The organism is Paenibacillus sp. M2 (genome assembly GCF_046713495.1).
Classification (GTDB): Bacteria; Bacillota; Bacilli; order Paenibacillales; family Paenibacillaceae; genus Paenibacillus; species Paenibacillus amylolyticus_B.
Genome location: NZ_CP169648.1, coordinates 4,212,028 through 4,238,039 on the forward strand (window position 1 = coordinate 4,212,028; position 26,012 = coordinate 4,238,039).

General features: G+C 41.0%; 28 protein-coding genes and 1 pseudogene. 4 read left to right on the forward strand and 25 right to left on the reverse strand.

What is annotated here, in order from left to right; all coding sequences use genetic code 11:
• Nucleotides 1–412: 412 nt before the first annotated feature.
• A complete protein-coding gene (locus tag ACETMN_RS19025; protein WP_091020699.1) occupies nucleotides 413–880 on the forward strand; it encodes a hypothetical protein in 468 nt (155 codons plus the stop codon).
• A 261-nt stretch (nucleotides 881–1,141) separates the two neighbouring features.
• Here ACETMN_RS19025 and ACETMN_RS19030 read toward each other — a convergent pair whose 3' ends face one another.
• Nucleotides 1,142–1,900: a hypothetical protein gene (locus ACETMN_RS19030; protein WP_411734948.1), complete on the reverse strand. Its 759-nt coding sequence runs from the start codon at nucleotides 1,898–1,900 to the stop codon at nucleotides 1,142–1,144.
• 206 nt (nucleotides 1,901–2,106) lie between these two features.
• On the opposite strand from ACETMN_RS19030, the gene ACETMN_RS19035 reads away from it, so the two are divergent.
• Nucleotides 2,107–2,778, forward strand: a complete 672-nt coding sequence (locus tag ACETMN_RS19035; protein WP_411734949.1) for an SOS response-associated peptidase — start codon at nucleotides 2,107–2,109, stop codon at nucleotides 2,776–2,778.
• A gap of 166 nt (nucleotides 2,779–2,944) precedes the next feature.
• Here ACETMN_RS19035 and ACETMN_RS19040 read toward each other — a convergent pair whose 3' ends face one another.
• From ACETMN_RS19040 to ACETMN_RS19055, 4 genes are all read right to left on the reverse strand, one after another.
• Nucleotides 2,945–3,286, reverse strand: coding sequence for a hypothetical protein (locus ACETMN_RS19040; RefSeq protein WP_091020693.1), 342 nt, complete (start codon nucleotides 3,284–3,286; stop codon nucleotides 2,945–2,947).
• Nucleotides 3,287–3,502: 216 nt separating this feature from the next.
• Nucleotides 3,503–3,907, reverse strand: coding sequence for a hypothetical protein (locus ACETMN_RS19045; RefSeq protein WP_411734950.1), 405 nt, complete (start codon nucleotides 3,905–3,907; stop codon nucleotides 3,503–3,505).
• A 409-nt stretch (nucleotides 3,908–4,316) separates the two neighbouring features.
• Nucleotides 4,317–4,847 (reverse strand): hypothetical protein, encoded by a 531-nt coding sequence (locus tag ACETMN_RS19050; protein WP_411734951.1) that lies wholly within the window; start codon nucleotides 4,845–4,847, stop codon nucleotides 4,317–4,319.
• A 174-nt stretch (nucleotides 4,848–5,021) separates the two neighbouring features.
• Nucleotides 5,022–6,071, reverse strand: a complete 1,050-nt coding sequence (locus ACETMN_RS19055; protein ID WP_411734952.1) for a fibronectin type III domain-containing protein — start codon at nucleotides 6,069–6,071, stop codon at nucleotides 5,022–5,024.
• Between the two features lie 212 nt (nucleotides 6,072–6,283).
• Here ACETMN_RS19055 and ACETMN_RS19060 point away from each other — a divergent pair, with 212 nt between their 5' ends.
• A complete protein-coding gene (locus ACETMN_RS19060) occupies nucleotides 6,284–6,955 on the forward strand; it encodes an SOS response-associated peptidase (RefSeq protein WP_091011992.1) in 672 nt (223 codons plus the stop codon).
• Nucleotides 6,956–7,118: 163 nt separating this feature from the next.
• Here ACETMN_RS19060 and ACETMN_RS19065 read toward each other — a convergent pair whose 3' ends face one another.
• The 13 genes and pseudogenes from ACETMN_RS19065 to ACETMN_RS19125 form a co-directional block, all read right to left on the reverse strand.
• A complete protein-coding gene (locus ACETMN_RS19065; protein WP_411734953.1) occupies nucleotides 7,119–7,868 on the reverse strand; it encodes a DUF5677 domain-containing protein in 750 nt (249 codons plus the stop codon).
• 63 nt (nucleotides 7,869–7,931) lie between these two features.
• A complete protein-coding gene (locus ACETMN_RS19070; RefSeq protein WP_411734954.1) occupies nucleotides 7,932–8,783 on the reverse strand; it encodes an ImmA/IrrE family metallo-endopeptidase in 852 nt (283 codons plus the stop codon).
• 49 nt (nucleotides 8,784–8,832) lie between these two features.
• Nucleotides 8,833–9,759, reverse strand: a pseudogene (locus ACETMN_RS19075) (DEAD/DEAH box helicase family protein); the annotation flags it as partial.
• A 44-nt stretch (nucleotides 9,760–9,803) separates the two neighbouring features.
• On the reverse strand, nucleotides 9,804–10,532 hold the full coding sequence (gene terS / locus ACETMN_RS19080; protein ID WP_411734955.1) for a phage terminase small subunit: 729 nt from the start codon (nucleotides 10,530–10,532) through the stop codon (nucleotides 9,804–9,806).
• 262 nt (nucleotides 10,533–10,794) lie between these two features.
• Complete coding sequence (locus ACETMN_RS19085) at nucleotides 10,795–11,145, reverse strand: tyrosine-type recombinase/integrase (RefSeq protein ID WP_143786444.1); 351 nt, start codon at nucleotides 11,143–11,145, stop codon at nucleotides 10,795–10,797.
• 816 nt (nucleotides 11,146–11,961) lie between these two features.
• A complete protein-coding gene (locus tag ACETMN_RS19090; protein ID WP_091011983.1) occupies nucleotides 11,962–12,336 on the reverse strand; it encodes a hypothetical protein in 375 nt (124 codons plus the stop codon).
• A gap of 470 nt (nucleotides 12,337–12,806) precedes the next feature.
• Nucleotides 12,807–13,223, reverse strand: coding sequence for a hypothetical protein (locus ACETMN_RS19095; protein WP_411734956.1), 417 nt, complete (start codon nucleotides 13,221–13,223; stop codon nucleotides 12,807–12,809).
• Nucleotides 13,192–13,440 carry a hypothetical protein gene (locus ACETMN_RS19100; protein WP_411734957.1) on the reverse strand — a complete coding sequence of 83 codons (249 nt, stop codon included), beginning with the start codon at nucleotides 13,438–13,440 and terminating at the stop codon, nucleotides 13,192–13,194. The genes ACETMN_RS19095 and ACETMN_RS19100 overlap by 32 nt, the downstream gene beginning before the upstream one ends.
• 54 nt (nucleotides 13,441–13,494) lie before the next feature.
• The gene (locus ACETMN_RS19105) at nucleotides 13,495–13,734 is read right to left on the reverse strand and encodes a hypothetical protein (protein ID WP_411734958.1); all 240 of its coding nucleotides are present in this window, start codon (nucleotides 13,732–13,734) and stop codon (nucleotides 13,495–13,497) included.
• Complete coding sequence (locus ACETMN_RS19110; RefSeq protein WP_256974856.1) at nucleotides 13,731–14,111, reverse strand: YopX family protein; 381 nt, start codon at nucleotides 14,109–14,111, stop codon at nucleotides 13,731–13,733. The genes ACETMN_RS19105 and ACETMN_RS19110 overlap by 4 nt, the downstream gene beginning before the upstream one ends.
• Nucleotides 14,098–14,328, reverse strand: a complete 231-nt coding sequence (locus ACETMN_RS19115) for a hypothetical protein (RefSeq protein ID WP_143786442.1) — start codon at nucleotides 14,326–14,328, stop codon at nucleotides 14,098–14,100. The genes ACETMN_RS19110 and ACETMN_RS19115 overlap by 14 nt, the downstream gene beginning before the upstream one ends.
• A gap of 11 nt (nucleotides 14,329–14,339) precedes the next feature.
• Nucleotides 14,340–14,765: a YopX family protein gene (locus ACETMN_RS19120; RefSeq protein WP_091011965.1), complete on the reverse strand. Its 426-nt coding sequence runs from the start codon at nucleotides 14,763–14,765 to the stop codon at nucleotides 14,340–14,342.
• A gap of 88 nt (nucleotides 14,766–14,853) precedes the next feature.
• On the reverse strand, nucleotides 14,854–15,084 hold the full coding sequence (locus ACETMN_RS19125; RefSeq protein WP_091011963.1) for a hypothetical protein: 231 nt from the start codon (nucleotides 15,082–15,084) through the stop codon (nucleotides 14,854–14,856).
• Nucleotides 15,085–15,406: 322 nt separating this feature from the next.
• On the opposite strand from ACETMN_RS19125, the gene ACETMN_RS19130 reads away from it, so the two are divergent.
• Nucleotides 15,407–16,543 (forward strand): tyrosine-type recombinase/integrase, encoded by a 1,137-nt coding sequence (locus ACETMN_RS19130; RefSeq protein ID WP_411736426.1) that lies wholly within the window; start codon nucleotides 15,407–15,409, stop codon nucleotides 16,541–16,543.
• A gap of 100 nt (nucleotides 16,544–16,643) precedes the next feature.
• Here the strand turns inward: ACETMN_RS19130 and glnA are convergent, their stop codons facing one another.
• The 7 genes from glnA to ACETMN_RS19165 all read right to left on the reverse strand — a co-directional run bounded on the left by glnA (nucleotide 16,644) and on the right by ACETMN_RS19165 (nucleotide 25,949).
• Nucleotides 16,644–17,972: a type I glutamate--ammonia ligase gene (gene glnA, locus ACETMN_RS19135; protein WP_036613569.1), complete on the reverse strand. Its 1,329-nt coding sequence runs from the start codon at nucleotides 17,970–17,972 to the stop codon at nucleotides 16,644–16,646.
• A 129-nt stretch (nucleotides 17,973–18,101) separates the two neighbouring features.
• A complete protein-coding gene (locus ACETMN_RS19140; protein WP_017687924.1) occupies nucleotides 18,102–18,515 on the reverse strand; it encodes a MerR family transcriptional regulator in 414 nt (137 codons plus the stop codon).
• Between the two features lie 82 nt (nucleotides 18,516–18,597).
• On the reverse strand, nucleotides 18,598–19,851 hold the full coding sequence (locus ACETMN_RS19145; protein WP_091011960.1) for an aminotransferase class I/II-fold pyridoxal phosphate-dependent enzyme: 1,254 nt from the start codon (nucleotides 19,849–19,851) through the stop codon (nucleotides 18,598–18,600).
• 85 nt (nucleotides 19,852–19,936) lie between these two features.
• Nucleotides 19,937–21,223 (reverse strand): GTPase HflX, encoded by a 1,287-nt coding sequence (gene hflX / locus ACETMN_RS19150; protein WP_091011958.1) that lies wholly within the window; start codon nucleotides 21,221–21,223, stop codon nucleotides 19,937–19,939.
• A gap of 119 nt (nucleotides 21,224–21,342) precedes the next feature.
• On the reverse strand, nucleotides 21,343–22,314 hold the full coding sequence (locus tag ACETMN_RS19155) for an AAA family ATPase (protein WP_062834999.1): 972 nt from the start codon (nucleotides 22,312–22,314) through the stop codon (nucleotides 21,343–21,345).
• Between the two features lie 110 nt (nucleotides 22,315–22,424).
• On the reverse strand, nucleotides 22,425–22,988 hold the full coding sequence (locus ACETMN_RS19160; protein ID WP_036672757.1) for a DUF402 domain-containing protein: 564 nt from the start codon (nucleotides 22,986–22,988) through the stop codon (nucleotides 22,425–22,427).
• A 288-nt stretch (nucleotides 22,989–23,276) separates the two neighbouring features.
• Nucleotides 23,277–25,949: a PBP1A family penicillin-binding protein gene (locus ACETMN_RS19165; RefSeq protein ID WP_411734959.1), complete on the reverse strand. Its 2,673-nt coding sequence runs from the start codon at nucleotides 25,947–25,949 to the stop codon at nucleotides 23,277–23,279.
• Nucleotides 25,950–26,012 lie beyond the last annotated feature (63 nt).

Consider the following 26,012-nt stretch of genomic DNA (forward strand, 5'->3'; position numbering starts at 1 on the left):
TAATGGATACTGGGCTATACTCCACCACCGGGCCGCCATAGTCAATGATGTGCTCGAGATCGCCCAAAACATGCCAGACTGATACGCGGACCTGGGTTAAGGCTGCTGCGAGGAAGTCTATATCTGTGGATAATATCATACATGTATAATTCATCTCATCACCAAACTATCATTTCGACAAAAGGCATGTATTTCCTGAAAATAATGACTTATAAACAACAAATTCCATAATAATATATCCCCATCCAACATTTAACAACAATATCATTTACAAATATAACTTACATATGGTATATTTATCCATGGTTGGCCAACCTAATTATGTGAGATCTCTTCGATATCTTTAATTTCAAATAACAACTTAAAACAGAATCTTACTTTATTGGTTCTAGTATATTTGGGAGGTTTGAATATGAAAAGATTAAGAAAATTCTCTATTTCTGTTATGGCAGCGGCATGTTTGATGGCTTTCGGGTCAAGTTCTGCTTTTGCAGCAACGGGTTGGGCAGATACTCCTGAAACCGCGGAAGTAATGTATACAAGTATTAGTCCAAATTCTGGATTCAGCGCTACACAGTATTTAGACAGCATGAGTGATAATGATTATTATCTTGTAGACAATACAAATGGATCTTCTGTAATCACATTTGGCGTTATTGCTACCCCTCCACCTAATTTCGATATTGTTATGATTGTTTATAAAATGAATGCAAGCGGTGGAATAGAGTTCATTAAAACGGATAACTGGAATGGGCCTGGATACGCCGAGGCAATTGGTATGAGTGCTAAACCTGGGGAGAAGGTTTACTTTAGAATCATGGATAACGGCATTAACAACTACAACCAACCATATAATATTCAATTTACAGTATACAACTAATCAATATTATAGTCTAAATTCAAAGAAAAGGCTCTCCAGCTTCATGCAGGGAGTCTTTTTCATTTTAATCTTTTAAAATAATTCATCGCTTCATCATACCATGCATTTTTCATAGCAAAAACTACCTAGTCCTGATAGACTATTCATGTTGTTAATTATTACTATATCAGGATAAAGGAAAATGAAAAGGTATTTCAGTGTATTATAAAAGAACGAACAAAGGCTACCGCAATACAATCGCGGTAGCCTTGTAACAAATTATTAGTATTCGCTCACTTCAAACGTCATAACTCGATCAAATAGGATGTAGTCCTTACGGCTCTTGAACGGGCCTTTATTGTTATCATGCTTGTCGATTGCATAAGATGCTCTTCCACTTCCCGCTTGCTTCGCTTCATACCAGTCAATAAAACTGTTAACTTCTTGCATGCTCAAGTCAAATTCTTTTTCCAAGCCAGGTGTCATGGTTACAACAAGGATTGCGCGATTATCAGACGGGTCTGGGTTTGGTTCTTCTACTACCGGTGTTTCCGATTCTAACTTATCTCCTATAGTTATTTCATATATGCCAATCCATGACGTAGGAGACACAGCACTTATCCTTATTGCCTTATAGCTACCTTCAGTTATCACAATTGGTTCTAAAATTGTTGATTCTTTTACATCATGAGCTATCGGATTACTAATTACCTTCCACTCATCATTTTGCAATCCATAAATTGTATATGTAACATTTGATGCCGGAGTTGAAACAGCTGCTATTTGGACAAATTTCAAATAAATCGGTTCTGGAAAAGTCATATCAAGGCTTGCTGATTTTTTATCAGATGTCCACCCAGTAGATAAATCTTTGTCAATTACTAGTTCAGGAACTAAATTGTTATATGTATCTGTGCCCGTGACTGTTGTGGCTTGAGGCGGTGTGAAACCTTGCATTCTATCAACATCCGAAGCAAAAGTCATCTGCGCTGTTAGTAAAAAGAACATGCATGTCATCAAAAAAGTTTTTATTAATTTCATCAATTTCTTCCCCCTTAATTAGTTACTACTGTAATTTATCTCTTTTTAATTTAGTTGTCTAAACATAAACTTGCTGATCTATAAATTTCATCTAATTTATTGCATTTTTATTTTATATTGGATGTTTATCTCCACAAATTACCCGTTTCTATTTTTTAAGAATTGAGTAAGATTACATAGTATAGAGTCTCAAAGGAGGCATTATCATGTGCGGAAGATTTACAATTACTGATCCCATTGAGGCTATTATGGGCAGGTACTATGCATCTATAGCTGATGGCTTTGACTATAAGCCTAATTACAATACAGCGCCCATGCAGTACATTCCTACAATTATCGGCAGCAAAGAAGGTAATCGATTGGGTGCGCTCCGATGGGGACTGGTACCCGTTTGGTTTAAGGATGATAAGATTGGAAATAAAATGATTAATGCCCGGGCCGAGACACTGGCAGAGAAGCCAGCTTTTAAACGTCTGATCAGCTCCAAGCGCTGTATTATTCCGACAAACGGATTCTATGAATGGAAGAAAGAAGGAACTGCCAAGCAACCTATGCGGATTTTGATGAAAGACGACAGTATCTTTTCATTGGCAGGATTGTACGATACCTGGACAGATCCGGATGGAAACAAATTGAGCACGTGCACCATTATTACAACGGCACCAAATAGTCTCATGGAGGATATCCATAATCGTATGCCGGTCATCTTGCGATCTGAGGATGAGGCTGAGTGGCTTGGAAGAGATAATGAAGATCTTGAGTCATTGCTCAGTCTGCTCAAACCATATCAAGCATCAGAGATGAGAGCTTACGAGGTGCCGAAGGAAGTCGGTAATGTGAGGAATAATAATGTGGATTTGATTAAAGAAGTAAGTTGAAAAACAAAGAGCAGTGAGGTTATCCCTCCTGCTCTATTTTTGTACCCTGAACTCAAAACGTGCCACGAAAGTATTTCTTCACTTTTATTGTGATAGAAGCAAAACACCCTACTATGTTCAGCGGGGTGTTTCCTCAAAAGTTGCTATGTAAAGCGGTTATTTCATATTAGTATTGAATTTGTACTGTTACTTCTTCAATGAGATTACCAAATCTATCTATTACATATACATACCCTGCCACTCCAAAGCTAAGCGGAAAAGAAGTTGCTTTCAATAAGCCACTGGAGGACACTGCAATATCGGGAGTCCCATCCCAACTTGTACTTGTGATTACTTGGTATTTATATCCTGATCCGTACCCCAGTTGATAAGTTCCATTGGGCTGCAAAGTAACTGTGTATACCAATTCTTTGGCTTCAACTTTTGTAGCAAAATACGAATTGTCTGATACTGACAACCCAGTTGCAATGAGTACACCTAATGATAATGAGACAAGTAATTTCTTCATATTAGTAAACCTCCTTTTATTATGTATTAATACAATATAATCCTTAATAGATAATTTTGTCAATCAATTAAATATAAACACATATATGTAAGTATATTTTGGATGTATGTTTTATTTGATCACATTTAGTTGAACGTTCAAAAAATCAAGTGGTAATATCTATATCTAAAAAGAAAAGAACCCTGACTATTTGTCCAGAATTCTTTTTTTGTACTATTATTTATAGTGTGATGTAGGAAGTACAACAAGAGCAGTATCCTTGCTATAATTTTCAGCTTCCATGGACAACATAATACCTTTTCCACTTATATTGGTAACATTAACTTCTACTTGTTCTATTTTTCCCTCCTCTAAAAAGAGAGTTTGAACTTGGTTACCTGTTTCTAAATCTTTCAAAATGATCTTTCCTGATCCATCAAACAGTTTAAGATCAAGTATCATTGTTTGATATTTTCCCTCTGGAAAGTATTGGATATAACTTAAATTATTTATCAATGATACTTCTTTGTTCTTACCTTCGGTATATTTAGAATCCCTTGTTAGTGCAGCATAATTCCCAGTATGATATATCATTTTTTCCTTATTCAATGGTGTTTTCGCAAGCTTTTCTCCAAAACTCATTTTTCCCGATTTTGAATCGACAGTGATATTAGTCTTTGTCGCTTCTTTTGCTAGACTAACTGGTATGTACGTTTGTCCATTAATTACTACTGGTTGTGTTTTCGACTGAGGGGTCCAGTTGCTACCATTTAGAGCATACTTGAAATTACTAACTGTAGCTTGGATGGTTTACTCTTGGTAGCTGCATATGCCCCTGTTCCTCCAACCATTAGGAATGCCAATAATAGTAATCCAGTTTTCTTAAATCTCATTTTTTCCTCCTTAGTACTATTTTAGTTTCGTACTAAAACATTATCTCAAAAATTCCCTATATAGTAAATAAGTATTAGAGATAAATAGACCTATGAGTAAACTGCTTAAAAACTTAGACTTTGAAGAAAAAAAGGAGGAATGAAGAGTTTTTTACTCTTCATCCCTCTAGTTTATGCGTACTATCGAAATGCGGGAATATGCTTGCCACTGAAGCATCATTAATCTTCAGAATTTTTGTTAAGAATTCACTAATCATAGCAGTTCCTAACTCCTCATATTGTACCTTGTTCAACGGTTGTAAACTATAGTAAGTATTAAAAAGTTTCCTCATTGAATCAATAAATGCTTTCTCATCTTCATTATCACTTTCTAAATATCTTGATTCAGCATCAGATACATCTGCATGTGCTGCCCTAGTCGCAATGGCATAATTCAGGTGATAGAGTGATACGATAGGAGGAGAAATGCCTTCCCCCCTGGTTAACTGATTAGTAATATTCATTTTTGCTGTAGATACTTTTATCTGCACATGTGTATTATATGTATTAAATCGCTCCGAAATTCTCCTACATGCTGAGTATTCACCTAGTATTATCCACGCAAAATTTGTTATTTTATCTTCTCTAATTGATTTATATTCTTCGTTTCCATATTTCGAATGAATATCTATACTATCTTTGGCAGACAAATTAATTCCTCCTTTTGTAGATAATACGAATCACTTCTTAGTTAGTGCCACTCTAAATCAAACTTATCTCTAAAATATCTACAGGATAATGGAAAATGAAAAGTTATTTCAGTGTAATATAAGAATGAACAAAGGCTACCGTAATACAATCGCGGTAGCCTTTGTAACAAATTTTTAATATTCGCTTACTTCAAACGTCAAGACACGATCAAATAGGATGTAATCCTTGCGACTTTTGAATGGTCCCTTGTTATTATCGTGCTTGTTAATTGCATAAGATGCCTTTCCACTTCCCGATTGTTTTAATTCGTACCAGTCGATGAAGGCATTAACTTCTTTCATACTCAGATCGAACTCTTTTTCCAAGCCAGTTGTCATTGTTACAACTAAGATCGCGCGATTTCCCGCTGGTTCTTCTGGTTCAACTACCTTCGCTTGAGGAGTTGCTGAAGCTTCATTGGAATATTCAGACTCAACTCCATTTACAATAGAATTCACTACAAAATAGTATTTCGTCCCATTAATAAGTCCTGGTACGATAAAATTCCCATATACATCTTTTGTAGCTGTAACAGTTTCAGTGTATTTACCTGGGTCAGTGCCATATCTAATAGTGTATTTATCTGCACCTTCAACTTGCATCCATGATAGAGCAACCTGACTGTCCTCTGGAACAGCTTTCAGGTACAAAGGTTCATTCTCTCCTACTAATCTTCCGTTATCATCAATATCTATGGCATCAAGCGAAAATGTATTACTTGTACTCGTCGTAGTTAACTTCACTTCATGAATACCAAGGGGTAAATTTAGAGATTCAAAAACCAGAGCTTGATATAAATTTACTGAATTATTTGGATTGTATGTAGAAATCTTCCCATCTATTTCAATAGTTACGTTGTTCACTCTGTTGTTCCAGTAGACATCAATAATTCGCAACTTAGTTCCATAAAATTTAAACTTAATAGCGTTTGATGTTGCGCCAGATAATTTATTGAAATGACCTGATCCCGCGTAAGTATTTACATCATCGGTCACATGACTCCATCCAATACCTTCATATTTAATGAACGGGGCCATATCATCATATCTTTTCCAGCCTTCGTCTGGAGATGTTAAACTTTCACCAATTGATGCTGCATTCACATTAGGATTTAAAACTATACCAGTTATAAAAAATAAAACTGCAAACAAAAAACTTATCTTTTTCAAAAACGTTACCTTCATGAATATTCCCCCTGAAATAGTTATCTGAACAGATTAAAAGATACAACGCGCTTCTATATCATGTCTAAACATAAACTTGCTGATCTATAAATATCATCTAATTTATTGCATTTTTATTTTATATTGGATGTTTATCTCCACAAATTACCCGTTTCTATTTTTTAAAAATTGAGTAAGATTACATAGGATAGAGTCTCAAAGGAGGCATTATTATGTGCGGAAGATTTACAATAACTGATCCAATAGACGCGATTATGGATAGGTACTATGCTTCCATAGCTGATGGATTTGAGTACAAGCCTAATTACAATGCAGCGCCTATGCAACACATCCCAACGATCATCGGTAGCAAGGACGGAAATAGATTGGGTTCGCTCCGGTGGGGCCTCGTACCCGTTTGGGCAAAGGACGACAAGATCGGTAATAAGATGATCAATGCCCGGGCTGAGACATTGAATGAAAAGACATCTTTTAAACGGTTGATCAGCTCTAAGCGTTGCATCATTCCGACAAATGGATTTTACGAGTGGAAGAAAGAAGGATCTGCTAAGCAGCCGATGCGTATCTTGATGAAGGATGATAGCATTTTTTCTCTAGCAGGATTGTACGACACCTGGACAGATCCAGACGGGAATAAGCTAAGTGCATGCACTATCATTACAACTGAGCCCAATAGTCTAATGGAAGACATTCATAACCGTATGCCAGCGATCCTTCGCCCCGATGATGAAGCCGAATGGTTAAGCAGAGATAATGATGATGTTCAGTCCTTGCTCAGCCTGCTACAACCATATCAAGCATCTGAAATGAGAGCGTATGAGGTGCCGAAGGACGTTGGTAATGTAAGGAATAACAACGAAGAATTGATCAAAGAGGTAAGTTGAAGCAAAAAGAGCAGTGAGGTCGTCCCTACTGCTCTTTTCTTGTACCTTAACATGCATACTGAGATTTAAGGATAATGCGAAACGATTAAGTTGTATATATAATTTATCTAAACAATTTCAGTTGAATTTCATCTGATAGGGTTTTCCTTAGAGACCCCCTCTTTTAAGTTCCTTTTACTTTTTCCCATTCTTTCGCTAGAGTAATAAATTCTTTTTTTTCGAACTCGTCTAACTTAAATATATTTATTATTGACTGAATCAGCAGTAACATTATCATAATTAAATGTTTTCTAGTTGCTTTATCAAGATGTTCATCGTATGTCATTTTGTTGAACACGAATGATCCATTTAATGTGCTTCCATAATTGGATAGTGTAGTGGGATCATAGTGGATATAACTGCTTAGGACAGAATAAATTTCAATATAGAAGTCATATCTTCCAACAGCCTGGGCTAACTTATAAAATTTTAATAGGTTATCAGGAACCGCTGGTTTTTGCTTTCTTGAATAATGCTCTTGTACATAACGTTCATAGTCAGGATGCAAACCACCCAGTCTATCATCTCCCCATTTTTTAAGGTAGTATCCCATCTTCCACCTGTTTAATTTACCTAAGTTTTCATACTCATTATAGATTGATTCACTCTTTATATTTTTTTCTATGTATGCAATGTGTAGATAGGTCTCGCATAAAATCCGAATTAAAGGCATGGCTTCTAAATAGTTACATACCATTGGCGATTTTAATATAAAATGGAAAGTCATAAACAATCTTCTAGCCTTAGAGTATAGATGGAACACTAAACTATCCACTTTACCATTTTCGGGTTTCTTAAACTTTTCGTTTTCCTCTAATAAATCAAAAAGTAACGTCATTTTATTTTGAAATTCATCTAATTGTTCTTGTTTCATCGGATATCCCCTAACTACATTGAAAACAAGGTCAGCAGAGAGACCTTGTTTTCAATGTACAAATTATTTTATAAGCCTAATTCGTGGAGCTTCAACTGGATATAATTCTTCAAATTCAGATTGACTTAGGAAAGTAGCTGAACTCAGATCTTTTGGAGTATAGCGTAGATCATTCTGATGTACTTGAATAATCTCTTCCAGCATAGATGGCTTTTCGTAAGGCAAATCGAGTTCAGCAGGCTCTTTTACACGGTACCCTGATTTCCCCATTTGAGTCCATAAATAACGTGATTGTCTTTCCGTTATTTTATTTAAGTCAACCGCTCTTTTTAAAAGAGCGTTCATTGATACCTTCCAGTAGGGTTTAAGTGCAGCTAATTTTTGGATATTAACTCCGCTTAAATAATGCGATATTTCCTTTTTAGGCATAAGAAACTCCGAAGAAAAACGGTCAGCTTGTTCTTCGATATCTACATCTTCTGTAGGAGGTTTCCTGTGCATAATGATGTGACCTAATTCATGACAAAGAGTGAATCTAATCCTATCCATTGGACGATCGAAATTTGTGAAAATTAGAGGAGGAACGCCAGGATTAGATAAACAAATGGCATCTATATTGGCACCACCGTAATCAAAAGGAATTACCACAGCTCCTGCATCCTCTAAGATATCCACCACATTGTGAATAGGACCGTTCGGAACTTTTAAAGCCGCTCGAACCGTTTGTGCTATCATCTCAATATCACCGTCATATTTCTCAGGGTCCATATGAAAAAATGCCGGATCATCCGTATCCACCGATTTGAGCAGAGTTTGAATTTCCATTCTGCGTAATTCCAATTTTGCATAAATTGTACTTAAAACTTTTTGGGGAACAGCTTGTTTTTTTCTGTGAAAAAACTCACTCAATCCCACGCCATATACCTTTTCTTCTCTTTGAAAAAAGTTATTAGGATAGCTGTGGCAACAATTCTCTTATCAAATTCAACACCCAGCCAGCAGTAACCATCGTATCTTTTTTGAAATGATGATGCTGCCCAACTGTTACTGGCCCTATGCCTACATATATGGATGTTTCATCATCACCGAAACGGGCAACGTCACATCCGATAGTTAATATGTCACCAACAGGGGCAAGTTTAACTTCTTTTGCGGCGAATTCAGCTACTTCCAGTGCGATAAATGTTTCTGATTCTCCGCGCGGGAACTCACCTTCAACCCGAACACGCCATACATCAGATCCTTTTCCATACTTACGTTCAAGCATGGCTATATTTTCTTTGCTTGTTCGTGGACTGTTCAGACAGGAAACTTTGTGCGTGTTGTAATCTGCCCGGTCCCTGTTGTGAGAATCATAAAAGACACCGCTGGTCCGAGTCAGGTTCCCACACATGAGCAACTTGTTGAATTCGCCTGAGAGTGTACCCAAGATCGCTTCCATGATCCGATCCTCTACCCCGGAAGCTTCATCCACAATAAAGAGCATATAATCCTCGTGGAAACCCTGCATGTTCTCGGGCTTGGTAGCTGTCCGGGCGGAAGCAAACCACCGTTCCTCATAATTTCTCATGTAAATCTTAGTTTTGGTCCATTTGGGAATACGTTTGAGTAAGGGGCTTTTCTCTTGCCACTTACTAATCTCTGCCCAAAGGACATCATGAAGCTGCTGACGTGTCGGGGCTGTGCATATAACTTTCGGAAATGGGAAGCAAGAAAGGAACCATAGTGCTGTTGCTGCCTCCAAGCCTGTTTTACCAACTCCCTGACCTGATCGCACTGAGACACGAGGATTACCGGCAATGTCCATCAGAACTTCTGATTGCCATTCGTCAGGAGTGAATTTCAGCAACTCCACGCAAAAAAGAACCGGGTTTTTCCGGTACTCGGGAATACGTTTTTTGAATGCAGCGAATCTGCGTTTAGTTTGCGGAGACTCTACTCACCAGACTCCACCGCCTTTACCCAATCTTCAATCAGATCATCCTCTGTATCTCCATCACCGTTCTTCAATTTTTCAATATCAAGGCGGGTTTTCTCGACTTTGGCCTGCATCTGATCCAGTTTTAATCGGCGTTCATCTTCCTGCGGTGCAATATCAAGGAATTGTTTAATGGCTCCTCTGATCTCACGCATGACCGTAGCTTCTGCTTTGATGAAACTAGCATACTTATCCCAAGCAAACTGTATCTCCCATTCGTATTCATCTCCATACTCACCTGGTTTCTTCCTTTTCAACTCTTTGGTCATATCCTCTTTGTCTTTGATGAAGAAGATACGTTGCGCCCAAATGATTTTACGGAATCCCTGGGTGATGTTATGCCAGATCATGTCTATAGGTTCCATTTGCTGAACGATATCTATGAGTTCTAGATACTCAGGATCTTGCGGCTCGAACTTACGGAACAATCCATGTGTTACAGCTTTCTGATTGCCCAGCGGACCCCCTTTTCCACCTCGATTACCTTTAGCTTTCTGGTTGCCACCAGGAGCACCGGGCATAGCGCTCGCCATCTTCCCTTCCCATTGATCAAGTGACTTCCACTTCCGGACTGACTCAGATGTGATGCCCAACTTTTCCGCAATCTCTTTCGGCTTCATCGCTCCGCCGCTATCTTTCCATATTTTGAACGCTTTCTTGCGATTCGGATTCTGTTTCCTGCTCACAAAATTATCACCACTTTCATGTAATTGAGTTGGAATTCCTATTTAAGGCCAGTAATAGTCAAACGTTACGAATCAAAATAAGCCTCCGTCTGAATCGCAGGCTGTTGTTCTGTGCTCATATCCACTAAATAATGTAAGTTGACTGAAACATAAAGGTAATTCTGTTGCACTCATTTCAGGCATGAAAAAACATGTTTCTTCATCTAATGTCTTCCTAATTGATAAATGAGTGCAATATAAACCGTATTGTGTTGCACTAATTTCACCTTAAATTTAAGATTGCCTTGTCCATCATGTCCTGAGTCAGCCCGATATAGTCCAAAGTCTCCCTTGGATCGCTGTGTCCAAACAAGTCCATTAGTAACGCTAGGTTCTCAGGATTGTCCATGTAGAGCCTGTATGCCCATGTCTTCCGCAATGAATGGACCCCGATATCCTTTAACCTGAATTCCTGAGCTGCTTCGTGTAGAAAACGATAGGCTGTTGTCCGATCAATCGGTTTATTTCGCATTCGGCTGATCGTTTTAATCTGACGACTAGCAAACAGATAATCAGTTGGTCGCATGTCAGCAGTGAATTCGTCCAGATCCTCTCTTATACTCGGATGGATAATAAAAGTCTTCGCATGCTTATTTTTTGCTCAACCATACTGATATGGGTCCCTTTAGTTTGCCACGATCGAGCAAGTCAGATACTCGAAGTCCGCTGTATATGCCCATACAAAAAAATAAGTAATTCCGCATGCTTCGTATATAGAAGTATTCCTTCATCCCATCTATAACCCGTTCATCGCGGATCGGCTGTACCTTTCTCATTTAGTCACCTTCTCTTGACCATGATTCAACTTCCAGCAGCGCGGCATAATACACATCTGAACAACCCCTGTCCAGGTTCCCAATCAACAGCCCCGACATTTCTCTGGTTGCTTGTCCGAAACCCTTGGGATAGCCGGTTCATTTCTGCTGTAAAAATGACCATCCATACTCTTCCCTCCAATACAAAAAGGCCGCTCACATGAGCGACCTTCTTATTTACGTTATTATATGGATTTAAGATAACATGATATAGTTTCGTATTTGCTTCATATTTTCAAGATTTGTTAATTCCACTATTGCTCCAATCACAATTTATTCAACTGATAGCAGGAGTTCTTTCGTCTTTCTAAGTATGCGGAGTGCAGGACTTATAACCACATATTAACCCCCTTTTGGTTTGGTGAGCTGGCATACAGCCAGAATTACGCCAAATTCAATCACGGGATCTGCTATGGCTATAAAAGGTTATATCTATGTTTAGGCATCAAGGATTTCTCAACAGTGGTGAGCAAGGCGCAGGCCATTTCGACAATCACTATGGCAGCAGATACCGCGATCCATCAGTCCAAACAAAAAAGCACCCCGAAGGATGCCGTAGAAGTAATTTTGATGAATTAAGGGATATAGTTAGCGAGTTGTCCCATTCCATAACCTCTAGACTGCACGTTTATTGTATACTGTTTACCGCCTTCTAAGTAATAATGAGTGCTTACATGGCGATTATTAGGACTGGCAGTCAATTGATGTAAGGGTCTAAATGATCCATTGGGTAGTACTTCAAACAAGGTTACGGTAACTGTATTTCGCTCATTCTCTAAAATTCTTGCCTCTAGAAATCCATAGGCATGTTGCCCTGTTACCGAACCCACAGCCGGTCTAGTATCATTGTCTGCAATCATAAAAACATGATCATTTTGTGCAAACACTTGTGTTCCCAAAGTAAACATTAAAACAAAAATCATCAAAAAAGAAATCCCAGCTCTCTTCATTTCAAAAATCCCCTCTCTAGATATAATGATATTAATTATGTAAAACTAAATATAATATAGCATTTAATTCTATAATTTTACAATTAAATAATTTACATCTATTTTAAATAGAATATGAGATACTCTTATGTTCAACATCAAAAATAGATCCTCAACAGAGAACTTTCCATTAAGGATGATGTAGGTTGCTTGTAATTTCGAAGCAGGCGGTGGCACAGTGTTTTTTTTCAATCTCCCCCACTCAAGAAATCTTCATCCCTCCCACTGATAAGATGGACTTTTCCGTTTTAAAGCTTGGAGTATTTTATTTTCGTTATGCTATCCCTTGCCTTCCGGACAGTTCCTTCGAATCAGGAGCATCTGGACACTAAGACATCAACAGGAGACTTTAATTTACAATATATTGACTAATTCTTCACCGAAAGCAATAGCCCCATCAACATCAATTGCTGGCAGGGCTTTTCCCATCTTCATCCTGGGATAAGTAAACCTATTTCACCCTCGTCATTCCGTCCGCGTCCATAGTCAATTGTTACAAAATCTAATGTCCGATTGAATTTCAAACTGTTCGCAATGTTAGCTATGGCTCTCCGCCGCTTATCGGCAAATGTGGTTGCAGCTATACCAGGAACATCCTTGCGATATCCTTTTTCCATATACTCTTGGGCTTTCAAATACTTCTTCCCTTCCAAAAACAACAATCTTGCCGCTACCCCTTCGTTTGGATCTCTTAGATTATTTATTGCAAATCGGACATTGTTTGATATTGCTACGTAAAGTTTATAGTTGGCGTGCCGTTTATCCTTCATAATTACCGCGTTCGCTGTGACATCAGCAGTTAATTCATGCCCAGATTCACGTTTTGCAACCGATCCCTCCGCAGACAACAACTCGTATGCTGACATCCATCCCGTTCTCGATCTGCTGAAGCGAAAATTCGTAGTTTTTTATAATATCGATCATGTCTACGTATTTCCCTAGTAGCCACTTTGTCTTACGGATATCTAATTTATCCACGTCCGAAAAAAAATTGAGTTGGATGATCTTATTTGTATCTTCGATGTCTTCCTTACTGACTACTACCACAAATTCAGCTTCACTCATGCTGTACCTCCTCTGGTTTAGGAAAATTTTTCCTGAACGTATTTGCAACTTGAATCATTCCACTACCAATTTTCCTAATTCCCGAATCTCTGATTTGCTTCTAGCCTTTGTGAAGTTGTTCAGATATGCTATTTTCTTCATGGCACGCTTGGATTTAATTTTCACAACAATCTTTTCTGAGTTTGACATATGACTTCTGTTCGCATCGTAAAATTTACGTTGTAATTTAAGTCCTGTCGTCATGATTTTTTGAATATCTACTGCATCGTCATAAGTTAGTCCGAATTGTCTCATTCTGTATCCGCTCCTTCCCCACCCAAAAGTTCAGAGTTTTCGTAGATGTTTCCGATCACTTCTCCGTCTTCTATATATCCCAAGTGCAGTCCCATTAAAGGTTCATTGCCCCTGAATAACTGGAACATGCCTCCGTATAACCTCACAACCAGATTTTCAGGCAACTGACCACTGCTTTCAAAATTCAGCTTGTTCACTTTAACAATGTCGCCATCGTAGTAATCCTTACCTTTGCTGTCTTTCACCCCGGATTTAAGCATCAACACCACATACGGAGATAGAACGCATACCTTTAACCAACTACGGTCCAAGAAGTCGTATGACATCTCTTTGGTTTCTGTATCCCATGCTCTTGCTCCGAATTCATACAGCGTCACGCTTATCCGCTCCTTCCTCAACCAATTCGAAACAATCATCCAGTTCAAGTGTCCCGTTCATATCCAAGCATCCTACGTATACTTCTCTACCCTTACTGTCTGTCGAATAGTACTCTTCTGACTCTTCGTGTATCTCCGCAAGCAGTTCTTCACCGTCATAGACTGCACACAACATTTCACCTGCACACCACCGTTGGGATCTCTCCGTACATCTCACCTTTATATGTCTCATTGTTCCGCTCCTTCCTTGGGAGCCAGCAACTCAGGGTTGTCGTAAATGTTGCCCACAACGTCCCATAAATCCGTGTAGTCCGCATGCATGTCATCTGATCGGAACGCAATCCCTTTAAAGGCGAAACTTTCTTCTTCTTGATCCCATATCACAATGTTCAATGTGGGGTCATGTTTGCATGTTGCATATTCTCCGGGGTCGCAATCGCAATCAACTGCTACAATATCGCCTTGGTAAACTTTCCTGTCATCTCGATCCTGAAAACCGATGTACTGCCCAACTGTCTCTGGATCAACAGGAACCCATTTCGATTCGGTTGCATTTCCACAATTTATCCATGTTCCGTCATATTGAACAGACAAGTTACCAAACACCATCATGCCGTTGATTAAAGATTTGCCGCGAAACTTTATCTCACGCATCTTGTATATCCTCCTATTTGGGGAGACCAGACCTGATCCGGCCTCGCTTCGCTTAGTATTTCGGTCGATATCGATGGCCTATCGGCCGTTAACCAACATTCTCCGGCACTACAATTGGCATCCAATGTGTATGGTAATTCGGCCAATCTAAATCTAAAGGCGTGCCACAATAAGGTGGTGCTTCGGTCAATTGTTGCAACCTGTTCATTGAGTTAGCTTGTTGTTCAATGAGTATCACGCACGCTTCAAGCTCCTTGTGTAGCCGTTCGTTATTGATGATGTGTTTTCCATCATTGTTCGTATAAGTCCATTTACTCATGACTGTTCTTCCTCTCAAATGGTTTAGTCTTGAATCCACTCATACTCCATGAAAAACTGCTGTGATAGCATCCGTTCCAGCTCTCCACGCCCGTCTATGGGGTCTTTAATGCAGGAAAATACGAAAGACAGGCAAATCAGTTTGCAATTAAGTTACTGACAGCAACAATTGAACCAGAACTTGGGGAAAAGAAGGAACAGTTACTAAGACGCTGCTCTATTCCACCTGAACTACATAGCTTTATGTAATCTTGCGCTTCCACCGTTGCAAGACGGTTTAACATATACAAAAACAGAACATACGTTCTTTATGGGAGGTTTTTATTTGGCTAGTTATAAAAAAACATGGGACTGGATGGGAGTACCGACTAAGGTACAAGGACCCTTTCACACAGAAATTTCGAGAGAAGGCACAAAGAGGATTCAATTCAAAAAAAGAAGCGCAGTTGGCAGTTAGAGAATTTGAAAGAAAACTTGCTGCTGGCTATGAACAATCTGATTTATCATTACAAGATTATCTGGATTTTTGGATCAACGAATATAAGAAAGGAAGTGTTCGTAAGAATACACTATTACTTCATCAGAACAACATTAAAAATCATATTATCCCATTTTTTAAAAATATGCTTATACGAGACGTGAAGCCAATTATGTACCAAAATTTTATAAACCATATTAGTGAGAAAGGATACAGCCGACGTACGGTTGAATTGATTCATTCCACAATGCATAACGCCTTACAAAAAGCTGTTATAATCGGAAAATTAGAAAAAAATCCATGTCTAGGTGTCGAAATTAAAATTAAGCGCAAAAAGAAGGAAGTTCACTTTATTGATTCCGATGATATACCATTGTTTATGCAAAACTCTCGTCATTATGGTTATGTATACTGGATATTTTTCCGAGTGTTAATTGAAACTGGTATGCGAAAAGGCGAAGCAGCTGCTCTAAAATGGATCGATATTGATTTGGATAATCATTTCATTACAATTGATGAAACTCTAGATTTTATAGCAAAAAACAAAGAAGAATTATTCGGTGACACTAAGACAGATAAATCAGACAGAAAAATAAAAATTACTACAAATCTAGTAAATGACATTAAATTTCACAGAGAGTGGCAGGAGCATAACAAAGGGATACTTGGGGATAGATACCACCATGACCTTGATCTGGTTCTATGTAGGGAAGATGGAAACTTCATGCCTAAATCATCATTGTTCAATGCCTTTTCCCGCATCTTACAACGTTGTGATCTCCCATCCCTCCCCATTCACTCTCTCCGACATACCTGCGCGGTTCTTTTACTTGAGTCAGGGGCAGATATGAAATTCGTTCAAGAACAATTAGGTCACGGAAGCATTCAGATCACATCAGATGTATATGCCCACATCTCAGGCAAGATCCAGAAAAGCAATATAGATAGATTTGAGAAATTCACTGAAGAAATTTTCGAATAGAAAAATATTTTGTGGGCACTTTGATTTTTCTTTAAATATATAGGTACTTGCCCACAAAAAGAAAAACCCCTCAGCGCTAGAGCGCCAAGGGATTGAGCTATTAGTACAACGTGATATATTGATCGCGTTCCCATTGGTGGACTTGTGTACGGTACATATCCCACTCAATTTCTTTCAGCTCATAGAAGTGAGCCAAGGCGTGGTCGCCGAGAGCATCACAGATTACTTCGCTGCGGATCAATTCATTCAATGCTTCTTTCAGGTCAGCTGGCAAGCTTGGAATGCCTTCTTCCACACGCTCTTCTTCTGACATGATGTAGATGTTACGGTCAATCGGAGTTGGTAAGGAAAGCTCACGTTTGATTCCGTCCAGACCTGCTTTCAACAGAACAGACAAAGCCAGGTAAGGGTTAGCAGCCGGATCCGGGTTACGAACCTCAACACGTGTACTCAGACCACGGGAAGCTGGAATACGAATCATTGGGCTACGGTTACTAGCAGACCATGCTACATAACAAGGTGCTTCATAACCTGGTACAAGACGTTTGTATGAGTTCACAGTTGGGTTAGTAATTGCTGCAAACGCACGTGCGTGCTTCAGAGTTCCAGCCATGAAGTGACGAGCAGTTTTGCTCAGACCCAACTCGTCCGACTCATCAACGAATGCGTTCTCATTGCCTTTGAACAAGGATTGGTTACAGTGCATACCGGATCCGTTCATACCAAACAGTGGTTTCGGCATGAATGTAGCATGTAAACCATGCTGACGTGCAATCGTTTTAACAACGAGTTTGAACGTTTGGATCTGGTCAGCTGCTTTCAGAGCATCAGCATATTTGAAGTCGATCTCATGCTGACCTGGAGCTACCTCATGGTGGGAAGCTTCGATCTCAAAGCCCATTTCTTCAAGTGTGATAACGATGTCACGACGACAGTTTTCGCCAAGATCCGTAGGCGCAAGGTCGAAATAACCACCTTGGTCATTCAGTTCGTTAGTTGGATTTCCTTTTTCGTCTGTTTTGAACAAGAAGAACTCGGGTTCAGGACCAACGTTAAAGGAAGTGAATCCCATATCTTGGGCTTCCTTCAGGTTTCGTTTCAAGATGCCACGTGGATCTCCTGGGAACGGATTACCATCCGGAAGATATACGTCGCAAATCAGACGTGCAACACGGTTCTCTGCAACCCATGGGAAAATAAGCCAAGAATCTAGATCTGGATAGAGGTACATGTCGGACTCTTCAATACGTACATAACCTTCAATGGAAGATCCATCGAACATCATTTTGTTATCCAGAGCCTTAGTCAACTGACTCACAGGAATCTCAACGTTTTTGATAGCTCCAAGCAAATCAGTAAATTGCAATCGAATGAATCGTACGTTTTCTTCTTTCGAAATGCGGAGAATGTCTTCTTTTGTATAACTCACTATAACCTCTCCCTTTCTTATCTGCGTATTTGGCTTGCCTGTTATATTTGTACATTAGAAAGTTCCACGGGTCAAGGAGTCTCACACCAAAAGTGCATGTTTTCCCCTCACTCGCCAAGTTATGCGAATTTAATTTTTATTAAAGAATCGGGAAAGCTCTCCCTGAATGAGAGATACTTGTCCTGGTCTCTTACCTGATACAAGCTGCTGCTTCAGCAAGCGGTGCAACTGCGTATCGGACAGCTCTCTGCGTTTAACTTCAGTATCTGGCGTGATCACTGTAGCTTCCTCGGATTCTTTTGAAACAGGATTCATCACTTGTTTGATGCCCGCGATGTTAACTCCTTTTTCAATCAAAGCCTTGATCTCTAGCAATCTCTCTACGTCATTAAAAGAGAATAACCGTTGATTACCTGACGTTCTCGCAGGAACGATCAAGCTGTGCTGCTCATAGTAACGAATCTGACGTGCAGACAGATCCGTAAGTTTCATTACAATACCAATTGGGAATAAGGCCATATTTCTGCGGATTTCATCACCCATGTTCATCAACCTTCCAGTCATCTATTCTTCACCCTATTGTACATTTAGTTATTACCAAGTGTCAATGACGTGTTAGATAAACTCACAATAATTTACGATCTTTCATCGTCTGTAACGCCATTAAAACGCCATATTTGACATGAGAGTACGTTAATCCGCCTTGCATATACCCGATATACGGCTCCCGAATAGGCGCATCGGCTGATAATTCCAGACTTCCACCCTGAATGAACGTACCTGCCGCCATAATGACAGGGTGCTCATAGCCCGGCATATCCCACGGTTCAGGAACCACATGACTATCCACAGCTGCTGCACGCTGAATCCCCTGCACGAAGGCGATCAGATGCTCAGCAGAACTAAACTTAACAGCCTGGATCAGATCTGTGCGAGCTTCATTCCAGGCGGGTTTGGTTACAAATCCGGATTCAGCAAACATCGCAGCAGCAAACGTACTTCCTTTGATAGCTTGTCCTACAATTGTTGGTGCCATGTAAAGTCCTTGGTAGATGCCACGTGTTGTCCCCAGCATTGCTCCCACCTCTCCCCCAATTCCAGGGGCTGTCAGACGATAAGCTGCCAACTGTACGTATTGTTCCTTCCCACATATGTATCCACCAGTTTCCGCAATGCCTCCACCAGGGTTCTTGATCAGTGACCCGGCCATCAGATCAACTCCGACTTCTGTCGGTTCACGTTCCTCCGTGAATTCACCGTAACAATTATCTACGAATACGATAACATCTTCCTTCATCGCTTTAACACGCGTAACCATCTCAGCGATCTCAGCAACGCAGAAAGAGGAGCGCCAGTCATAACCCCGTGAACGTTGAATCCCAATGACTTTTGTAGCTGGTGTAATGCTTTTTTCAACTGCTGCCCAGTCCACTCCACCTTCATCAGTTAAGGCCGTCTCACGGTAACCGATGCCAAAATCGCATAATGAACCTGTGCCATCACCGGGTTTGCCAATAACTTTATGCAATGTGTCATAAGGCTTACCCGTGATGTACAATAATTCGTCACCTGGACGCAAAACGCCAAAGAGAGCTGTACTAATCGTATGAGTACCTGAAGCAAAATGAGGACGCACCAACGCGGCCTCCGCGCCGAAAACATCAGCATATACTTCATCAAGCACTTCACGCCCACGATCGTTATAGGCATAACCTGTTGAACCTGCAAAGTGAAAATCACTTACTTTTCGCTGTTGAAAAGCATTAATCACCTTCCATTGATTGTGATCTGTGATCCGATCAATCTGTTGCAGTTGTCCTTCAATCTGACGCTCCACTTGACGTTGAAGTTCAGATATTTCTGAATCAAAGCTTACCATCTTACTTCATTCCCCTTCATAGCACGAATCTGACGTTGAATTATCTATTATCGTGTCAACTTATCACACCAATATGTCATGAATATTACAATTCAATGAATTCTTCAAGCATATAACCAAATTTCTCATATTCACCTTTTTGCAATTCAACTTCATAAATGACATCATTCTCTTCAAAGCTGGTATCCACCACATCACCAATTTTGTAGAGTATGGACGTTAGATCACCACGTTCTGCTGGAATACGGAAGCGTTTCGTATCACCTGTCAGCTCTGTCTGAATTAATTCACGGATTTTAAGCAGATCCTCAGAGTCTAATGCGCTTACTTTAATATGGCCTTTATCCAATGGAAGCATCTCAAGCTGCTCTGGTGTACATGCATCTTTTTTGTTATACAGTACTAACTGCGGCTTGTCCCCTGAACCAAGTTCTTGCAAAATTGTGTTAACCGTCCGCATTTGATCTTCGCGCATAGCTGATGAGGCGTCCACAACATGCAGGATGAGATCAGCTTCATTCACTTCCTCCAGCGTTGCCCGGAAAGCTGCAATCAGATCATGTGGCAGATTTTGAATAAAACCAACCGTATCGGTAAGGACGATTTCTTTACCACTTGGAAGTTCCATGGTACGTGATGTTGGATCCAGAGTAGCGAATAGCTGATCTTGAATATACACATCTGCAGCCGTCAACTGCTTGAGCAAGGTCGATTTGCCAGCATTGGTATAACCAACAAGTGCCACCTGTACAATACCTGTTTTTTTGCGGCGTTCACGATGCAATTTACGATGACGAGTCAATTCTTCCAAATGACGCTTCAGATCATCGATACGACCACGAATGTGACGGCGGTCTGTCTCCAGCTTGCTTTCACCCGGGCCTCTTGTTCCAATTCCGCCCCCGAGTCTGGACAGGTTCTTGCCATGACCAGACAACCGTGGCAGCAAGTAACTATGTTGAGCCAATTCCACTTGAATAATACCTTCTCTAGTGTTGGCCCGTTGTGCAAAGATATCCAAAATCAGTTGGGTACGGTCAATAATTTTGAGATCAAGGGTTTCTTCCAGATTACGAACCTGCGCACCTGACAATTCCTGATCAAAAATAGCCGTAGTTGCTCCGAGTTCCTCCGCGATTGCACGGAGCTCTTCCACCTTACCTTTACCAATGAACCATTTGGTATCACGTTTTTCCCTGTTCTGAGAAAGTACACTTAGCACTTCCACTCCAGCTGTCTCGGCAAGTTTCACCAGTTCCTCTAAAGAGTACTCAGGGTTGATACCTGTACGTTTTACATCATCCGTAACAAGACTCACCAAGACGGCGCGATCTTTTTTGACCATATCTGTATCATGTGTGCCATTTGTCATGTATATGTTCACTCCCTCTAATTACTATTCCGTTGATATTCATTACCACGAATATGCCATGGCATGCCTTAAGCCGAACCGGTTGGCCCGGCCGGCTGGTGTAAAAACTATATTATCGCTTACTTTCGCTCAAAGTTCAAATCCTCTGTACGGATTGTCATCAGCTCCAGCTTTCCTGGACTGCCTTCAGAGTATTGTTCCAACAAACGAACCGCCTGATGCCTGATCGAACGCTCAATGGCATTACGAACGTATCTGGCGTTACTGAACGCATGCAGCGAATCATTTTTTTCCTGAAGCAAATGTTGCTTTAGCTTGAGTATGGTCTGAGGCATTAGAATATAATCACGCTCTTTGGCCATAATCTCAGAGATTTGAATCAACTGATCAATGCTATAGTCTGGAAACTCCACTTGAATGGGGAAACGGGAAGGTAATCCAGGGTTCGTCTGGAGAAAAAAATCAATTTCTTCCGAATACCCGGCAAGAATCAGTATAAACTGATTTTTGTTATCTTCCATGGACTTTACAAGCGTATCAATAGCTTCCTTGCCAAAATCCTTCTCTCCCCCGCGGGCCAAACTGTAAGCTTCATCAATGAACAATATCCCACCGAGTGCCTTCTTGACCAAATCTCTTGTTTTCTGCGCCGTGTGACCGATATATTCCCCAACCAGATCCGCACGCTCTACTTCAATAAGATGCCCTTTACTCAACACACCCATCTTCTGAAAGAGTTTGGCAACGATCCTCGCCACGGTGGTCTTACCGGTCCCCGGATTGCCTTTGAAGATCATATGATACACGTGCGCACCACTAAGTAAACCTGCTTCAGTACGCATCTGAGCAATCTGTAGAAAAGCATAGATCTCAAATACCAAGTCTTTGATATTTTCAAGTCCAACCAATTGCTCCAATTCACCCTGTATCTCCTGGAAGTGCGCATGTTTGGTTATACTCTTGGCTGCCTGTACTGCCGCTGCTTCATCTTTGACCAACATCTGAGGTTCCTGGTTACGCAACACAATATTAATTTGTCTGGATGGTCTGCCTCCTGGTTGCTCTCCTGCAGCCATGACCCGTCCGTTCATTCGCCATCACCTCTATTTTATCGGGCTGAACTCTCCTGATTATTAATGTATTCTATCAGGTGCTCCAATATTAGAAGGATCATGAAGAATTCTACGGATAAGTAGATGTCTCAAATCTGAATGTTTTTTCGAAACTCTCCGTTCTCAAACAAACTCGGCCTATGCTTCAGTGATAACTGAAAGTATGGGAATACATGTGCATCAATGGCATGCAGCAGTTCCTTAGCCGTCTTGTTCGCCAGGTCATAATCACCCGTAGTAATATGTTTCCGTGACAGTGCATCTTCAAGCTCATCTTCATCCAGCAAAAATACTTCTCCATCTTTCAGTACAACGACATCCAGATACAGGTCATCAAACCAAGGAACGCCCTGATCGGTTATCCCCTGACTACGACATGTATCAATGTACCACTCTACAATCCGTTCCTGATCGTCAAACATCGCCGTAACAACAAAGTGCTCTCCCTTCGGATAGTATTGCAGCCAGGAATAACCTTTATCTGCGATACAGAAGGTACTGCCTCCATAAGTTTTCCACAAAGGTTCTTTTAAATCCTGTATGGTGTACAACGTAATATAACCTGTGAAAATTTTGGATTGAACGAACCGGCATGTGAATTGTCGGTTCGTAATCCGGCGCCAGTTCGCGCGGTCCCCGAATTTCCGTTTCATACGAACCCCTCTTTGCCGACTACAGGTCCGTGACCTGCTCTGATGTTATTGGTGAACAATGTAATAACGTCCGCCTGATGGATTCCAGCGCTCTGGGCCCGCCCTTGCACAACGTATTACGAATAGTTACAGCTTACCATATTTAAGGTTTACACTCAAAATCAAGCTTTGTCCCACCTATTCATCAAATCAGCTTCCATTGAGAGTTGTTCCGTATAACAAAAAAACTGCTTCACCGGTTTTCCGGGAAGCAGTTTTTTCAATGTAGTTATTTAGTGATTTAATGGCTTAGCCGCCGGTACCAGCTTGAGAATCTACAGGTGCATCTGTTCCTCCAGTATCCCCACTTGTTCCGCTGTCCGGAGTTACAACCTCGCCCGGCGTTGTTACGCCCCCATCATCGGAGCCTTCATCGGTACCGCCTGGCTCTGTTGTGCCCTGACCAGGTGGGGTCGTGTTTCCTCCCCCAGGTTGACCGTTTCCTTGGCCGGGTCCACCGTTATTGCCACCGTTGCCATTGTTTCCGTTATTACCATTACCATTTCCGTTGTTGCCATTTTCATTTCCATTACTGTTATTACCGTTCGAGTTGCCATTATCCGGTGAACCATTGTCCGGATTCTCCGTACCTGGCTGCTCAGGATCTATCTCTGTTCCAGGGTCTATACCAGGATCAGGTTCCTCCGGCGGCATTTCCTGTGCTTCAATCATCAAGGAAATGGTGTTGGAAGGATCCGTCTCAAGTCCTGATGCCAGGTCGTAAGCTGTCACATAGTACTCATAGGTTAGACCAGGCAACGCACTTAAATCTTGTGCATTGGTCGCTCCAATTGAATCAATGAGATGAGTGAACTGGGCTTCCGATGTTTCTTTCCGATAAATCCGATATTGCGTACTCGCGTCACCCGTTCCAGTCCAACTCAGAGAGACGGTTTGTGCATTTGGATCGTATGATCCACTCAGCCCACTAACGGACAGAGCCGGCTTTTCTGGTTCTTCTACTGGCGGAGGTGCCTGCCCTCCAGCTGGTGCTTTGAATTGCTTCACTGGAACGCCTTTTAAAGCATCTCCCATGACTTTGGCAAAGAAAGCTGCCGACAGCTTACTGCTGTTCTTAAGCATATGATTGGCATCCGGATTGTCATAACCCATCCAGACTGCGGCAGTCCATTCCGGCGTGTATCCAACAAACCATACATCACGGTTGGCACTGTTGCCAGAGATGCCACTTTGAACAGTTCCTGTTTTACCCGCTACCGGACGATCCAGACGCGCTGAACGCCCTGTACCGTCATTAACAACGTTCTGCAGCATCTGTGTAAGCTGATACGCATTTTGCTCACTCATGACACGCGTTGTGTCCGAATTATCGTGTTTGTACGTGGTTTTGCCTGCGCTATCCTTAATTTCCTTAATCGAATAGGCTTGACGGTATTCTCCGAGGTTGGCAAATGCACTATAGGCTTGCGCCATTTCAAGTGTATTTGTACCTTTACTTAGACCACCGAGGGCAATCGCCAAGTTTTTGTCTTCATCTGTCAGCTGTATACCTACACTCTTGGCAAAATTAATGCCTGTGTTAACGCCTATTTTATCAAGCAGCCAGACCGCAGGAATATTTTCCGACTTCGTAATTGCTTCCGTCATACTGATCGTTGAAGAATATCCATGCAAGTTACCAGGACAGTAGTTACCAAAACATTGCTTCGCATTACTCAGCGAGGAGTTGGCACTGTAATTGCCTGATTCAAGCGCCGGTGCATAAGACACAATCGGTTTAAAAGCTGAACCTGGTTGTCTTCGACTCTGCGTTACACGGCTATAACCTTTAGTCTGATAATCCCGTCCACCCAAGAGGGCAACGAGGCTACCATTCTCATGGTTCATGATAACCATGGAGCCTTGGACCTGTTGATCGTCTTTACTTGCCTCGAACAGATTATCATCTGTAAAAGCAGTTTCCATGGCTGTTTGAGCCTGAGCATCCATAGTTGTATAGATTTTGTATCCGCCGATATTCAAATCATCTTCCGTTTTGCCTGTTACACGTTCAGCTTCACGGAGCACATAATCGATAAAGGCTTGATATTTCTGATCTTTTTCTGGTCGCTTGTAGTTATAATCTACTGCTTTAGCTTTATCCATCTCTTCCTTCGTGATGTAGCCTTGTTCATACATTAGCTGGAGTACAACACCACGCCGTGCCTTGGAATCGTTTGGATTGCTCACCGGATTGTAGGCAGAAGGCCCCTTGGGCATCGCGGCGAGTGTGGCAATTTCCCACAATTCAAGCTTATTCAAATCTTTTTCTCCAAAATAAAATTCAGATGCTGCTTTAATCCCGTAACGCTGATGACCGAAGAAAATCCGGTTCAGATACATCGTCAGGATTTCGTCTTTTGTGTACTTGCGCTCCAATGCCATGGCAATCGATACTTCCGTTGCTTTACGGAAGAACGTTTTGTCACGGGACAAGAACATGTTCTTGGCAAGCTGTTGGGTTAATGTACTACCACCTTCCACCATGGAACGAGCCATGACGTCCTTAACCGCCGCCCGCCCAATGGACCAGATATCCACGCCCTGATGATCGTAGAATCGCTTATCCTCTGTTGCAACAAAGGCTTGCTTCACCAGCTCAGGAATATCATCTTCTTTGACGGGGTCAAGCTTCTGAATGGATAGCTCCCCCATTAATTGGCCATTGCGATCATATACTTTTGAAGTTTCATTAATTGTAGTTTTGTCCTTGTTGGCTTTGAGCAGATTTTCACCACTCACCATAATAAATAAATATCCGCCTAGTGCACAGAATATGGCGATTGCCATTGTGAAAAACAGTGTCCATCCAACGCGTTTACCCGTAATTTTTTTCTTTTTAGAGGTCTTTGGCTTCGCTTTTTTGGGTGACTTGTTATTGTTGTTGCGATTGTTAGACCTCGACAACGGATCGTTTGGCATGTTACCTCCTGACTCCCTTTCGGTTGCATAATTTCTAATCGTCTGTAGGCTCAGGCATATATT

Coding starts and splice junctions, on each gene's coding strand:
- ACETMN_RS19025 (WP_091020699.1), top strand. CDS start 413: ATGAAAAGATTAAGAAAATTCTCTATTTCTGTTATGGCAGCGGCATGT.
- ACETMN_RS19030 (WP_411734948.1), bottom strand. CDS start 1,900: ATGAAATTAATAAAAACTTTTTTGATGACATGCATGTTCTTTTTACTA.
- ACETMN_RS19035 (WP_411734949.1), top strand. CDS start 2,107: ATGTGCGGAAGATTTACAATTACTGATCCCATTGAGGCTATTATGGGC.
- ACETMN_RS19040 (WP_091020693.1), bottom strand. CDS start 3,286: ATGAAGAAATTACTTGTCTCATTATCATTAGGTGTACTCATTGCAACT.
- ACETMN_RS19045 (WP_411734950.1), bottom strand. CDS start 3,907: ATGAGTTTTGGAGAAAAGCTTGCGAAAACACCATTGAATAAGGAAAAA.
- ACETMN_RS19055 (WP_411734952.1), bottom strand. CDS start 6,071: ATGAAGGTAACGTTTTTGAAAAAGATAAGTTTTTTGTTTGCAGTTTTA.
- ACETMN_RS19060 (WP_091011992.1), top strand. CDS start 6,284: ATGTGCGGAAGATTTACAATAACTGATCCAATAGACGCGATTATGGAT.
- ACETMN_RS19065 (WP_411734953.1), bottom strand. CDS start 7,868: ATGAAACAAGAACAATTAGATGAATTTCAAAATAAAATGACGTTACTT.
- ACETMN_RS19090 (WP_091011983.1), bottom strand. CDS start 12,336: ATGAAGAGAGCTGGGATTTCTTTTTTGATGATTTTTGTTTTAATGTTT.
- ACETMN_RS19100 (WP_411734957.1), bottom strand. CDS start 13,440: ATGAGTGAAGCTGAATTTGTGGTAGTAGTCAGTAAGGAAGACATCGAA.
- ACETMN_RS19105 (WP_411734958.1), bottom strand. CDS start 13,734: ATGAGACAATTCGGACTAACTTATGACGATGCAGTAGATATTCAAAAA.
- ACETMN_RS19120 (WP_091011965.1), bottom strand. CDS start 14,765: ATGCGTGAGATAAAGTTTCGCGGCAAATCTTTAATCAACGGCATGATG.
- ACETMN_RS19125 (WP_091011963.1), bottom strand. CDS start 15,084: ATGAGTAAATGGACTTATACGAACAATGATGGAAAACACATCATCAAT.
- ACETMN_RS19140 (WP_017687924.1), bottom strand. CDS start 18,515: ATGGGTGATGAAATCCGCAGAAATATGGCCTTATTCCCAATTGGTATT.
- ACETMN_RS19145 (WP_091011960.1), bottom strand. CDS start 19,851: ATGGTAAGCTTTGATTCAGAAATATCTGAACTTCAACGTCAAGTGGAG.
- hflX (WP_091011958.1), bottom strand. CDS start 21,223: ATGACAAATGGCACACATGATACAGATATGGTCAAAAAAGATCGCGCC.
- ACETMN_RS19155 (WP_062834999.1), bottom strand. CDS start 22,314: ATGAACGGACGGGTCATGGCTGCAGGAGAGCAACCAGGAGGCAGACCA.
- ACETMN_RS19160 (WP_036672757.1), bottom strand. CDS start 22,988: ATGAAACGGAAATTCGGGGACCGCGCGAACTGGCGCCGGATTACGAAC.
- ACETMN_RS19165 (WP_411734959.1), bottom strand. CDS start 25,949: ATGCCAAACGATCCGTTGTCGAGGTCTAACAATCGCAACAACAATAAC.